Here is a 12,634-nt window from a genome sequence, read left to right as displayed (position 1 = left end):
CTTTCTCGTATCATTTGAATAACTCCTATGAAATAAAATTCTATACTTTTAATTTTACTTCATAATTCAGTAAAAACAAAGACTGCTGACACTTTGTCAGCAGTCTGAATAAAGCATTAGTAACATTATAAGTTACTAATGCTTTATATTATACTTTGATGTAAATAAAATTACTACTACGACTTATCTAATAATAATTATATTGTTTATTCGTTATAACTGTAAATTAAAAAGAGCTAGGTTAAACTAGCTCTATCAATTTTACACTATAAATTCTAAACTATTTTTGTTATCCAACCTACATTACATTTTTCATAACTAAACTGATCTTATATAGGTGTATACATACTTAAAACATAATATCTTTAAATTAATCTTAACATCAATCTTTTTTATTTATTTTTTTACTATGTTTAGTTCCAGAATTATTTTCTTTCTTTTCCTTTTCTTGTTGGCTTCCACAAGAAGAACATTTTTTTTCACCCATAGCATTTATCCCTCCTAAATAAGAATTTACTCCCAGTATCACCCTATTATTTTGTTCAATATACATATTATAATGCTATGAAATTAATAGCAAAAAGAAAAAGCACCCATCCACTAAAAACGACCTATTTTTAAATATATCAGAAAACCCCATTCATTTTTCTGTATATTCTCATATTTCCACATTCTCTAAATATGTTACCCGATACAAAAGCCCTCAAGTGTATTTATTGAACTCGAGAGCTTCTAACCATTCATATTACTACATTATTAAATTCCTCCTTTTCTTTTATTTTTTTGACTTGTTAAAGCCTACATTAACTAAGGGGTACTAAAATTGAAATTGAAGGTAAGAACAATGTTCTTTAAAAAGTAAATAGCACGGTACTATAAAAATATAAATATTTAATATGTTAGACACAATACTAATGTAAAAATATGAAACCTGAAACGAATAGAAAGAACAATACTTTTAAAGTTGAATAGTATGTAATTGTGTATAAATATTATTTTGAGGTGTATTAATTGGCACTTGAATTAAACAGTAGCAGTGCTAATGAAGACTATATTGTTGATAATGAGACATTTACAGATGAACATGAAAATTATAAAACACGCAGAGCATATATGCTGTACATGCCCTGCATGCTCTGCATAAATTGCATAATGAATCAACAGAAACTTTATATGCAACAATATGATTTTCCATATGCAGAAAAATATAACTATGGGAAATTAGAACCTAATTATATTGCAGATTACTATAGAGCTAAGTATCAAGATACACCAGATGAAATCCAACAGCTGCAAGGTAAGAAAATCAGAACAACTTTACCAAATATAGTTGGAACTGTAACAGCCACGTTCGGACAATATAATGCTAATACTAATGGAGTTCAATTTAAAAATATTATTAGTGATAGAACTGGTGTAAATTACGGAAATTTAAATTATCTACTTGAAGAAATAGGTGGCTTGGAGGAGTTATCGGCAGGTCCAGAAGCACAGGATTGTTCTTTTCAAGGAATACAGGATTGCACTATTACAGGTGAAAAAGGGAAATATATTGATTTAGGCGAAGCACGTGTAGGTGTTGCATCTATCAAGTATATAATTCATGAATGTGAGATAGAAATTACACCTACGGTTAATGGAATCATGACAGAAAAATATATTATTAACAGAAGAAATAATAAAATAAAGGTTAAATGGCCGACAAGTTTTATAACTAGATATGTATTTACAGCATGGATACAGAATAAAGCACTTTGGGTAAAAATCGAAATGCAACATAAAATACTAACTGGACAATGGCGACGAACAGGAGGAACTAAAACAAAATTAGGTTCTTGGGCAAGCTTAAAGATTTAGATAACGTGTTAAAACGGCAATGCTTTAAGTATATAAAATAAGAGAACTTAATGAAATTTCATCTTGTTAATATATTATTTACAGATGAATATTATCCTTAAACCTAGTCTATATTTAAAATGAAAAAATGATTCCTAACATTAACAACACAAGGAAGCTTAAAAACAGGCTTCCTTGTTTTAGTTTACTTAATGGTTTTTATAACATTAGGTACTTCTGATTTTAATTTTCTATATGTGCTGAATTCTGGATTATTTTCATTAAAGCCTATATCTGTAGGACCTCCTATAAAATAAATAGCTCCTTTGGCTTCAAAGTATTTTTTATCTGAAATTGTATCGAAGAAATTTTCATTAAAGTCTTTTGATGCTTTATTAATAATTGCAAAAAGAAGTCCAGAACCACTATTATCGGTTTTTTGCTTTGGAGAAAAATATACAAATATGCTCATATCATTTTCTTGAATTCTATATTTGCCTTTCCAATCACTAGGAAAGGTAAGTGAAAATCCTAATTTATCGTTTTTGTATTGTATATCTTGTGATGTAGTTTTTGTCTCATCTTTTGAATCATTATTTTTATCTGTATTATTAGTTTGTTTCTGTGGTGTACTGTTAGGTTCTTTCTGAACTATAGTATTATTTGTTGTAGATTGAGCAGCATTTTGATTTGTATTAATTGAATCTGTTTTTGCTTTTTGACAACCAGTTAAAAAAGCACTCATTGATAAGACAACAAGACTTATAACCAAAATCTTTTTCATACAAATAACCCCTTTCTTTGTTGTTTTTATTTTTTAGATATAAAAATATAATAGTTCATAATATGATTACATCTAAAAAATATGATGCAAAAACACTATAAAAATAAATTAAGAAAAGAATGAGTTAATATATACCAAAGTTTTAAAAAAACACTCTAGATTATGATAAAAATTTAACTGCTGTTGGAGACGACCACAGCAGTTTTTAAATATGTTTAGATTAACAAACCTTACAGGATTCAAAAGTTATACGAATTAATTTTTCATTAAAAAAGTACAACGTACTTTTTTTACATTTGTTCAATTTCACTTTTAAATAAATATTGATGGTATAAAATTAATTAATGTATGTGATACAGATGTAGAAATAATATTATTATCTCGCGTATACAAATAAACTAAATATATATGAATAACACAGGTAAATATTAAATGAATCGAATCGTTAATTATAAACTCATTTAATGGTATATTAGCTTTAATCACCTGAAATGGTATATGCATTAAACTAAACATAATTCCCACAACTATTATACTTAGCCATTTTACCTTTATTAACCCTTGAATTCTTGTTTGTATAAATCCTCGGAAACTAAGTTCCTCAACAAATGCAATTTCTATAAAAAAGTATAAAAATAACCAAATCAAATTTGTTAAACTTATTATATTTTTTCCTCGACTTATTGCATTGATTATTGTTGGAGTGATAAATGGTATAGAAAACACAATTCCCAAGAACATTGATTTAAAAATTTTATCGGTTTTTAACCCTACACTTTTAATATTTTGTTTTCTAATCTTAATTAAAATAAAAATCGGTATTAATTGTAAAATAGTTAAAGGTATATAGAAAATATCCATATAAAATTGTTGATTATTAATATTAAAATAACTTGCAAGATTCTCATAAATATTAGTTTTAAACATTAATAATCCAAATAAATAAATAATTATCATGTAATAAAGATAATAAATTATTGACATAATTCCATCTTTAAATTTAAAATCTTTTACACTTTCATCAAAGTTAACTGTAAATATATCCTTTCTCTTTAACACATTAAATCCCCCCATTGAAAATTAATGTTGTTTATTAATATAAAAAATATCACATTTAGACTGCGATATTTCTGACAGTTATATCGTAAATATTTGTTTATACTATTTCATAACCTCTTACAAGATTGTAATAATTCCAAACCTGTGATTATTGCAATCCTTAATAATACTATAACATAATTACAAATCAAGTTTATCCTCAATTTCTATATGTCTGCCCTTGTTCTTTTTGTGATATGTAATAATAATAAGTCCCCACATTATATAGGTTATCAAAAACGTTCCAATTAAATAATTAATAGTTATTCGTTTATACATTTAATATTTTAGTGTAGGTTTTTACTTTAGTTATTAAGTTGTTATTGAATAATATATGAATAGTACGTAAGATTACTACAGATAATATTAAAAAGAAACTTCACGAAGTGATATCAAAAAATATAGGTGAGGTGTTAGTATGAATGATAAATCTAAAGTTATAAAGGTAAAGAAAAATCCTCATGGAGATATAACTGATGTAATGCTTGAAAATGGGAATGTATATTCAATAGACGAAGCAATAATGATGGCAAAGGATGATTTAATAGAGGGCGTAAACGTCGGAAAGTCAAAAAATGGTAGAGAGTACTTAAGAAGCAATCCTAATGGGGATGAAGGTGATAATCTAGACAATAAACCAAATTTTTAAGCTTTAATCAAAAACCATGTAAATTTTTTTATCAATACCTAGATGAAAAAAAATATTGATAGATAGGGGTAAAGGATATATTATACCATGCATAATATATCCTTTTTTATTTAGTCTTTAGATAACCAGTTAGTGAACCACTCCTACTTTAGAAGTAGGAGCTTCCTGCTTCAAAGACCTCGTAACCTACTATCTCCACAGGCTTAAAATCGGATTGTACCAACCCTACTCTTTTTATATTTATAGCTGAATTTATATCTCTATGATGTCTAGTTTTACAGTTCAGACATTCCCATGTTCTAATATTTAGATTTTTAACTTCTTCATTTTTAAACCCACAATTAGAGCAAAGTTGACTTGAAGGGTAGTAAGTATCTATTATTGATACAATCCTACCGTACCACTTAGCTTTATATTCTAGTAACTGCCTAAACTTAGACCAACTTACATCACTAATTAATTTTGATAGCTTGCTGTTTTTTAGCATACTTTTTACCTTAAGATTTTCAAGACAAATCACTTGGTTTTCGCTGATTAATCTTGAGCTTAGCTTATGGAGAAAATCGAGCCTACAGTTAGCTATTCTTTCATGAACCTTAGCTAGTTTAATTCTAGCTTTGTAAAAATTTTTACTTCCTTTAGTTTTACTTGATAACCTTCTCTGAGCCTTCAAAAGTTTTTTATAATACTTTTCAAGAAACTTAGGATTATCAATTATTTCACCATTTGAAGTGACACAAAAGGACTTAATTCCTACATCTATTCCAAGAGTAGTATTAAGTCTTTGGAGCTTTTCTGTATCTGGAGTTTCACAACATAAGGATACATAATATTTCCCTGTATTAGTTTTACTTATAGTAACATTTAAAATTTTGCCTTTATGTGGTCTATGATATTTAAGCTTTACCCAACCTATTTTAGGGAGTTTAATTTTATTATTTTTAACTTGAATATTATCATTTACCATTTGGGTTCTATAACTATGGAAGTGATTATGTCTGCTTTTAAATTTAGGGAATCCATAACCCTTAAAAAAGTTCTTAAATGCTCTATCTAAATCTCTTAAAGTTTGCTGTAGTGATATACTATCTATTTCTTTAAGCCATTGAAAATTAAACTTTAGACTAGTAAGTAACTTAGAACATTCGTTATAAGAAACTACCATTTTAGTTTCTTTATATCGTTCATTCTTATGGTTTAAAAAATAATTAAATATGAATCTATTACAGCCAAAGGATTTATTAAGCATTATAGCTTGAACTTCATTAGGATATATTCTATATTTAAAAGCAATTTGCAATTTAATCACCTCGTTTATAGCATTTACCAACTCTAGGTAAATTATAACCATATCGAATGGTTATAATTTATTGCTATCCATCTCCACCTTGAAGAAGGTTGAGTGTTCTGAAATATCATGAATAAAATATACAATAGGTAATATATACAAATAAAATGCATATGGGATATATCCTATTGTGCTTACATTCAAAGTTGTTGTAGGCACAAGTGCAGCAATATTCCATGGAATGAGTGCAGCAATTAATATCCCAGAATTTTCGAGGTCTAACGCAAATTGATATTTGTCAATGTCTTCATAACAGTCTTTCATAATTTCATTAGTCATGACAGAACTAATTGTTTGATTACACCCGAACGCTGCAGTTATAATACTCACTATTGAGGTTATACTGAATAATTTATGTCTTGTTAACTGCTTACTCATAACTATATTTTTAAAATTATCAAATACTTTTATCCCTTTAAATATACCTGAAAGGGAGCAGGAAACAAGCATTACCAAACTTGGTTTTAGCATTGAAATAATACCACCACCCCTTAAAATATTATGTAAGGGACTATTTTCGCTTGTTTGAAATCCAAAAATCATAGAATTAATTACCTCTTTAAACTGATGATTTTGAAAAAGTACAGCAATCACAGAAGCTATAAAAACGCTAATAGAAGCAGAAAAATAGATTTTAAATTTGCATAGTGAAAGTAAAAATATAATTATAGCTGGCAGTAATATAATAAATTGTATTTTGAATGTTCCCAAAAGCTCATATGATAAATTATTATTCATGTCTTTCAATAGTTGTGAAATCGACAAAATGTAATAAAAAACTAGCGAAAGTGAAAATGGAGCTATTGAAGAATAAATCATGTTTTTTATATTAGTAAATATGTCTGTTTTAGTTAAGCTTGCAACTAAAGCAGCACTACCAGACAATGGAGAGCATCTGTCTCCAAAGTAAACACCGGCAATAATAGTACCTGCTACTATATTTAAATTTATATTTCCACTTCTTGCTATTATCATTAAAGGTATGCCAACTATGCTTACGCTTCCTAAAGAAGTACCTAATAAAAATGATACTCCGCAACAGATTATAAATGATGAAAAAATAAATAAAGAAGGAGTTATAAACTTTAAACAATAATAAACAATGGCTGCTATTGTTCCTGAAGCCATCCATACTCCTATAACTGCACCAATCAGAAGAAGAATTCTCACAACTGCAAAAGATTGCCTTCCCCCATTGTAAGACATTTCTCCGATTTCTTTTATTGTATATCCTTTTTTTATTGAAATTAATGCAAAAAGTAACCAACAAGCAATTAATGCATAACCAATGAATATACCTTTTAACACACTAAATATTAACAAGCAGAATGAAACCAAAAATCCGAAAAATATTTCCATATATACATCCCCCCAGCATAGTATCTTAGTACTTTAAATCATTTTTCAATTTCTTGTTCTCTTATTTCTGTTGACTGCACTTCAAATATCAAGTATTATTGTAGCAAAAACCAATATATAATTAAAATATCTAAAACCTATTGTATTTATATATATTTATGTATGAATAATGGAGTGGAATTGTAAATGGATATAAAACAACTTACATATTTTCTTGGGATAGCCGAAGAGGGTAATATAACAAAGGCAGCCGAAAAATTACACATTGCACAACCCCATCTTAGCAATCAACTGAAACTCCTTGAGGATGAACTCGGTGTTAAGTTAGTGGAAAGAAGTACTCGAAAAATTCAATTAACAAATGCTGGGGAAATGTTGATGCATAGGGCTAAACAGGTGCTAGAGCTGATGGATAGAACAATTAAAGAGTTGAAGGATTTTAATGAAGGGCTTCAAGGAACATTGTCAATTGGAGCTATATCTTCTGCTGGAGATATTCTTTTACCAAATTGGATTTATAACTTTCATCAGCAATATCCAGGCATAAATTTTCATATACGAGAGTGTCATACACATGAAATATTAGAACTATTAAATAATGGTGTGATAGAAATTGGAATTATTCGAACTCCTTTGAATTCAGAACTCTATGATTCAATATTACTACCCAATGAGACTATGATAGCAGCCACCAATAGAAACCTGTTCTGGAAGAATAACCGAAAATATATTGATATGAAAGACCTTGCAAATAAGCCTTTATTAATACACCGCAGGTATGAGAAAATGATAGTGGAAGCATGCCAACAGTCAGGATTTGAACCAAGGATACTTGGGAAAATAGATGATACAAGGACAATATTATTATGGGCACATACAGGAATGGGGGTAGCAATAGTACCCAAAGACTGGATTGGTCTTATTTCAAGTACAAATTTGAAGTATGTTGAAATTAAAGAACCAAGTTTGATAACAAGAACCGCAGTAGTATGGAAAAAAAGTCATTATCTTTCATCTGCAGCCAAACACTTTTTAGAAAACTGCAAACTGCTTGTAGGTTCTGACTAGCAGCATACTGTATTTTGAAAACTCATAGGTCAAGTTAACGAAGAAAATAGACAATAAGTTTGCGATATGAATAGAATCGGATTCGGACGTTGAGCTTAAAAAATCAGCAGTTTAAGATACCTCAAACTGCTCAATGTCCGAAACGGTATATAGAACGAAGCCGTTAAAAACAGCTATGGAATTTCAAAGTTTTCGTTATACTTTAAAATCCAGCTTTACCTATTGTAAAGTTCTATATATTTCAAGATTTTCCTTCTATAATTTGCTATATATCTAAAAAAGGATAAACTTTCCCCCTCCCCAATAAATTCTTCTATTCAATTTCCACCATTTTAACTGGTGGAGAACATATTTTAGGGTCTACTTTTCTTTTCCTAGCCATACTTCCTTTATTACAACAGGGACATTTAGCTATATTTATTCCTGTTATTTTAAATAATAGCTCTGCTGCGGTTAGTTTAGATATATCTTTAAATGATTCTGAAGTATTTTTAACGCCTAAAACGGACTTACATCTTTTAAGTTTAGTTATCCTGTTACGGTTGCTCAATATACCATAATGTCTTATCTTTACAAACTTTCGAGGTAAAATATGCATTAGAAACCTTCGAATGAATTCGTCAGCGGTAATAGTCTTAAATTTTTGCTTATTACCATCTCTATAATCTCTCCACTTGAATACAACAAGTCTATTCTCAACATGAATAATCCTATTGTTAGAGATAGCAACTCTGTGGGTATATCTGCCTAAGTATTGAAGTACATATTCGGCACTCCTGAAAGGAGGCTTACAATAAACAACCCATTCCTTTTCATAGAGCTTGTCTATGAAACGTTGAAATATATGTTGATGCCCTAAATCTTTTAGATTGTCCTTGAATTTCAGTTTATTATCATAATATTCTCGTTTAAGATAGTATAAATATTTGCCACGGAACTTTCTTGAAAGAACCTTTACTGGGATAAAAAAAGTCCGCTCTTCTTAAATGGAGATAAACTGTGGTTGATTGTATACTTGTATGTCCAAGAAGTTCTTTTATATGATATATATCCGTTCCTGCTTCCAGCAGGTGCGTAGCAAAGCTATGTCTTAAGGTATGTACTGTTGCTTTTTTCTTTATTTTTGCTAAGTTTTTTGATTTTTCAAATACTCTTTGAATACTTCTCTCTGTAATATTAGAGTTGGGCTTTTTGCCAGGAAATAAAAAGTCCTTAGGTTTATATTCTAGCCAATAGTCTCTAAGTAGTTCCAAATTTGCATTAGATAAAATACAGTATCTATCTTTTTTCCCTTTACCATTCCTGATTACTATTTGCATGTTATTACTATCAATATCAATTATTTTTAGCTTTGCTGCTTCGCTTACGCGTAAGCCGGCCGCGTAAATAGTAGTAAGTATCGCCTTATGTTTTAAGTTAGTAGTACAATCAAGAATTGATTGTACCTCTGATTGAGAAAGTACCGCAGGGAGCTTTCTTTTTTCCTTCATTCTAGCAAATTTTACTGAATTCCAACTTCTTTCAAGAGTAACGGTATAAAAAAATCTTAAAGAACCACGAATTGTATTTACTGTGCCTTCACTTAATTTTCTTTCTGTGATACAATAATGAAGATATTTTTGTATCTCATCGTCACCGAGTAATTCAGGAGATTTATTATAGAACTTTGCAAATTGAGCAACATGAACAACATGAGCAACATAATATTTTATAGTCTTTTGACTGTATCCTCTTAGTTCTAATTCCATTTTCATTCTTAATTCAGTCATTAATAACACTCCTTTAATTTTAGTTCTCAAATAAATATTAAAAGAAGCGTTATTAACAATAAAGTGATATTCTCTAAATGGAGAATATCACTTTTATTTTATATCTATATTTTTTTATAACCACTACACTTGCCGCCGTTTTTAACGGTTTAGTTCTATCCTACAATTACGCCTTAATTCCATTATACCGAATATTATAATATTTTATTTATATACTCAATATAATTGAACTAGGTCGCAATTATAAAATACAAGCCAACTCATATTGTGAAGCAAGATAAAATTTATTTAATTCAACTATGTCTGATTTTGCGAACACACATATAAAAGGAATTACCGACCTATATAACCTATTTAGGTAGTATTACCGAACTAAATGTGTTGGTAATACCAAAGTTATAAGAAATTCATCACTAGTATTAAATAGATTGGGAGGTGTTTTATGTGGATTTAAAGTAATGATTCATTATGCTAGTTGTAGGAGTAGTATTATTTGTTATATTTCTACTAATGGGACGTAAAAATGATTGAAAAGATGTATAATAGTTTAGGATTTTAATATTAAAATAGGGATACTTTGGATAGGGGGATAATATGGAGTTAATTAAGTCACTGAAATTGAAGAAACCATTAATCACTGGATTAGTACTAATTGGGATAGCGATGATCTTTAGACTATTGGATATTTTTGTGTTTAATTTAGACGATTTATGGGGAGAGATCATCGTATCAAAAATAATAGGTTTCATCATTGTATTAATATTTGTGAAACTTGTGGGAGAGTCGCTTAAAGATATCGGATTTAACTTTATCAATAAAAAATCAATTATTATCATTGGAGGTATATTCACAGCTTTCTTGTTGGTAGCTTGTTATTTGTTCGAAATTATGATGTTTAGCAATAAAGGACCCGTCCTTAAGTTGGCGGCCATTGATCCAAAAACAGGTGTATCGGGTGGGATATGGTTTGCTTTTTTCTTATTGATGGGTAATGTAGTTAACTGCTTTATGGAAGAAGGACTTTTTCGAGGTGTTCTGATTCCTATGCTCAGTAAAAAGTACTCCATTAGAATGACCATCTTTTTACAGGGTCTGCTGTTTGGTCTATGGCACATACCTTGGGCATTTAAATGGTACCAGAGCGGAATAGTGGAAGGTACGAGCGGATTCATCATGGCACTTGTTATGAACTCTATTCCTATGATTTTCATGGGGATTGTATGGGGTGTGATGTATTACTACACGGATTCTATTTGGGCACCATGGATTTCACATTTCATCACTAATTCAGTCCTAAATCTACTGCATACCAATTATGGTGGAGAGTTGGACAATGGAATGTTCATTAGAATGGCATTATTCCAAACAGTTATATTCACTCTAATACCGATTATTATAAAAACGTCAAGGGCTTTTAATGAAAGTCAAACATAAAAGAAATAGTTAATGAAAAGGATTATCACAGAATTAAATTTGTGGAAACTAAAAAATTTATTGTTTATCCTCAAGGAATTGAACTTAAACTTTCCGTGATGAACTTCTTATAACAAAGCTTCTCCACAAGAGTTCGCAGGGTAATTCTCATGGGTCAGCCTGCAAAGAATTTCTCTTTGGTCAGGCTCACCACATCCTTTACCCCCCACCGAATGAACAAGGAAGATTAAAAGTGGTAGGAGTAAAGGACGTCGTAGAAGCAATACGTTACTTCGCAATATTTTTATAGAACTAAAAATTTTATCTTAGTATCGTAAACTTTATAAAATATATACTTCGGAACATTACTATCACTATGGGAATACCCAATAAAGCTTGTTCCTATGATTCCTCCATATCTTCCATGGGATATGACTGATATTCCAGTAGTAACAATGATTACATTACAATAATAAACTTAAAGTTGTTTCCACATTCTCTAAATATGTTACTGCACACAAAAACCCTCAAGTGTATTTATTGCACTCGAAGGTTTCCAACCATTTATATCACCAAATTTTTCCACACATATTTTTATAGAGAGCTGATACTTATACGCATAAATAAGGCTTTTGCATATAAGTATCACGAGAGCTTGGAAGTTTTAAAATTATACTTTTACTCAATTAGCATTCAAATACAATGCTATAGAAATTATCTCCTAATGAAAATTTATCTATGGTTTTTAGTCCGTTACTATTGCATATTTCTTCTACAAATTCTTCAGATATCCTATGATCAATTGGCGGACCCATTGGTGTTTTTCTTTTATGAAACTCTATTATCATAAGCTTTCCTTTTTCTTTTAAAACTCGCTTTATCTCATTTAACATAAATTCCTTATCTTCTACCTCATGTAATACTGTTACCATTATAGTCATATCACAACTGTTATTATCTAATGGAAGTGCAGCTGAATCAACCTTCTTAATTTTAAGATTTTTAGTATTTCGCTCAGTCATTCTATTTTTTAGTAATTCAATCATACTATCTGATATTTCAAGAGCATAAATATTACTGCTACTAATTTGTGTGGCTGGAAAAGAAAATATACCCGTGCCAGCACCAATATCACATAGTACCATATTATCTTTAAACCCTGCTTTTATTAGTGTATTCTTTGGATTAAGCTCCGCTATCCTTATTGGATTTTCAAATTTATTAATCCTATTATCATTCAATTAACTCATCTCCTTTACTATATACAAGTTTTTTCTTAATATTTATAGCAATTTAACTTCTATACATTA

General features: G+C 29.4%; 10 protein-coding genes and 1 pseudogene. 4 read left to right on the top strand and 7 right to left on the bottom strand.

Features of this window, described 5'->3' with window-relative positions:
* Positions 1-1,011 precede the first annotated feature (1,011 nt).
* Positions 1,012-1,857 (top strand): hypothetical protein, encoded by an 846-nt coding sequence (locus CPJCM30710_RS15325; RefSeq protein WP_212905037.1) that lies wholly within the window; start codon positions 1,012-1,014, stop codon positions 1,855-1,857.
* Between the two features lie 184 nt (positions 1,858-2,041).
* Here the strand turns inward: CPJCM30710_RS15325 and CPJCM30710_RS15320 are convergent, their stop codons facing one another.
* Both CPJCM30710_RS15320 and CPJCM30710_RS15315 read right to left on the bottom strand, forming a co-directional pair.
* Complete coding sequence (locus CPJCM30710_RS15320) at positions 2,042-2,620, bottom strand: hypothetical protein (protein WP_212905036.1); 579 nt, start codon at positions 2,618-2,620, stop codon at positions 2,042-2,044.
* 312 nt (positions 2,621-2,932) lie between these two features.
* Complete coding sequence (locus CPJCM30710_RS15315) at positions 2,933-3,679, bottom strand: CPBP family intramembrane glutamic endopeptidase (protein WP_212905035.1); 747 nt, start codon at positions 3,677-3,679, stop codon at positions 2,933-2,935.
* 457 nt (positions 3,680-4,136) lie between these two features.
* On the opposite strand from CPJCM30710_RS15315, the gene CPJCM30710_RS15310 reads away from it, so the two are divergent.
* A complete protein-coding gene (locus CPJCM30710_RS15310; RefSeq protein ID WP_212905034.1) occupies positions 4,137-4,367 on the top strand; it encodes a DUF3892 domain-containing protein in 231 nt (76 codons plus the stop codon).
* Positions 4,368-4,515: 148 nt separating this feature from the next.
* On the opposite strand, the gene tnpB is transcribed toward CPJCM30710_RS15310, so the two are convergent.
* Entirely contained in the window at positions 4,516-5,667 is a 1,152-nt protein-coding gene (tnpB, locus tag CPJCM30710_RS15305; RefSeq protein ID WP_407645002.1) for an IS200/IS605 family element RNA-guided endonuclease TnpB, read from the bottom strand.
* A gap of 60 nt (positions 5,668-5,727) precedes the next feature.
* Entirely contained in the window at positions 5,728-7,074 is a 1,347-nt protein-coding gene (locus tag CPJCM30710_RS15300) for a Na+/H+ antiporter NhaC family protein (protein ID WP_212905033.1), read from the bottom strand.
* 186 nt (positions 7,075-7,260) lie between these two features.
* On the opposite strand from CPJCM30710_RS15300, the gene CPJCM30710_RS15295 reads away from it, so the two are divergent.
* The gene (locus CPJCM30710_RS15295; protein ID WP_212905032.1) at positions 7,261-8,142 is read left to right on the top strand and encodes a LysR family transcriptional regulator; all 882 of its coding nucleotides are present in this window, start codon (positions 7,261-7,263) and stop codon (positions 8,140-8,142) included.
* A gap of 313 nt (positions 8,143-8,455) precedes the next feature.
* On the opposite strand, the pseudogene CPJCM30710_RS18320 reads toward CPJCM30710_RS15295, so the two are convergent.
* Both CPJCM30710_RS18320 and CPJCM30710_RS15285 read right to left on the bottom strand, forming a co-directional pair.
* Positions 8,456-9,112: pseudogene (locus tag CPJCM30710_RS18320) on the bottom strand (IS91 family transposase); the annotation flags it as partial.
* Complete coding sequence (locus tag CPJCM30710_RS15285) at positions 9,051-9,911, bottom strand: tyrosine-type recombinase/integrase (RefSeq protein WP_212905031.1); 861 nt, start codon at positions 9,909-9,911, stop codon at positions 9,051-9,053. The pseudogene CPJCM30710_RS18320 and the gene CPJCM30710_RS15285, both read right to left, overlap by 62 nt.
* Positions 9,912-10,505: 594 nt before the next feature.
* On the opposite strand from CPJCM30710_RS15285, the gene CPJCM30710_RS15280 reads away from it, so the two are divergent.
* Positions 10,506-11,345, top strand: a complete 840-nt coding sequence (locus CPJCM30710_RS15280) for a CPBP family intramembrane glutamic endopeptidase (protein ID WP_212905030.1) — start codon at positions 10,506-10,508, stop codon at positions 11,343-11,345.
* Between the two features lie 665 nt (positions 11,346-12,010).
* Here CPJCM30710_RS15280 and CPJCM30710_RS15275 read toward each other — a convergent pair.
* The gene (locus CPJCM30710_RS15275; RefSeq protein ID WP_212905029.1) at positions 12,011-12,565 is read right to left on the bottom strand and encodes a class I SAM-dependent methyltransferase; all 555 of its coding nucleotides are present in this window, start codon (positions 12,563-12,565) and stop codon (positions 12,011-12,013) included.
* Positions 12,566-12,634 lie beyond the last annotated feature (69 nt).

This window comes from Clostridium polyendosporum (assembly GCF_018332455.1).
Lineage (GTDB): Bacteria > Bacillota > Clostridia > Clostridiales > Clostridiaceae > Clostridium_AY > Clostridium_AY polyendosporum.
This window is presented reverse-complemented; position numbering and strand designations above follow the sequence as displayed.

Excerpts from the sequence above, each read along its gene's own strand:
- CPJCM30710_RS15320 (WP_212905036.1), bottom strand. The coding sequence starts at position 2,620 with ATGAAAAAGATTTTGGTTATAAGTCTTGTTGTCTTATCAATGAGTGCT.
- CPJCM30710_RS15310 (WP_212905034.1), top strand. The coding sequence starts at position 4,137 with ATGAATGATAAATCTAAAGTTATAAAGGTAAAGAAAAATCCTCATGGA.
- CPJCM30710_RS15300 (WP_212905033.1), bottom strand. The coding sequence starts at position 7,074 with ATGGAAATATTTTTCGGATTTTTGGTTTCATTCTGCTTGTTAATATTT.
- CPJCM30710_RS15295 (WP_212905032.1), top strand. The coding sequence starts at position 7,261 with ATGGATATAAAACAACTTACATATTTTCTTGGGATAGCCGAAGAGGGT.
- CPJCM30710_RS15285 (WP_212905031.1), bottom strand. The coding sequence starts at position 9,911 with ATGACTGAATTAAGAATGAAAATGGAATTAGAACTAAGAGGATACAGT.
- CPJCM30710_RS15280 (WP_212905030.1), top strand. The coding sequence starts at position 10,506 with ATGGAGTTAATTAAGTCACTGAAATTGAAGAAACCATTAATCACTGGA.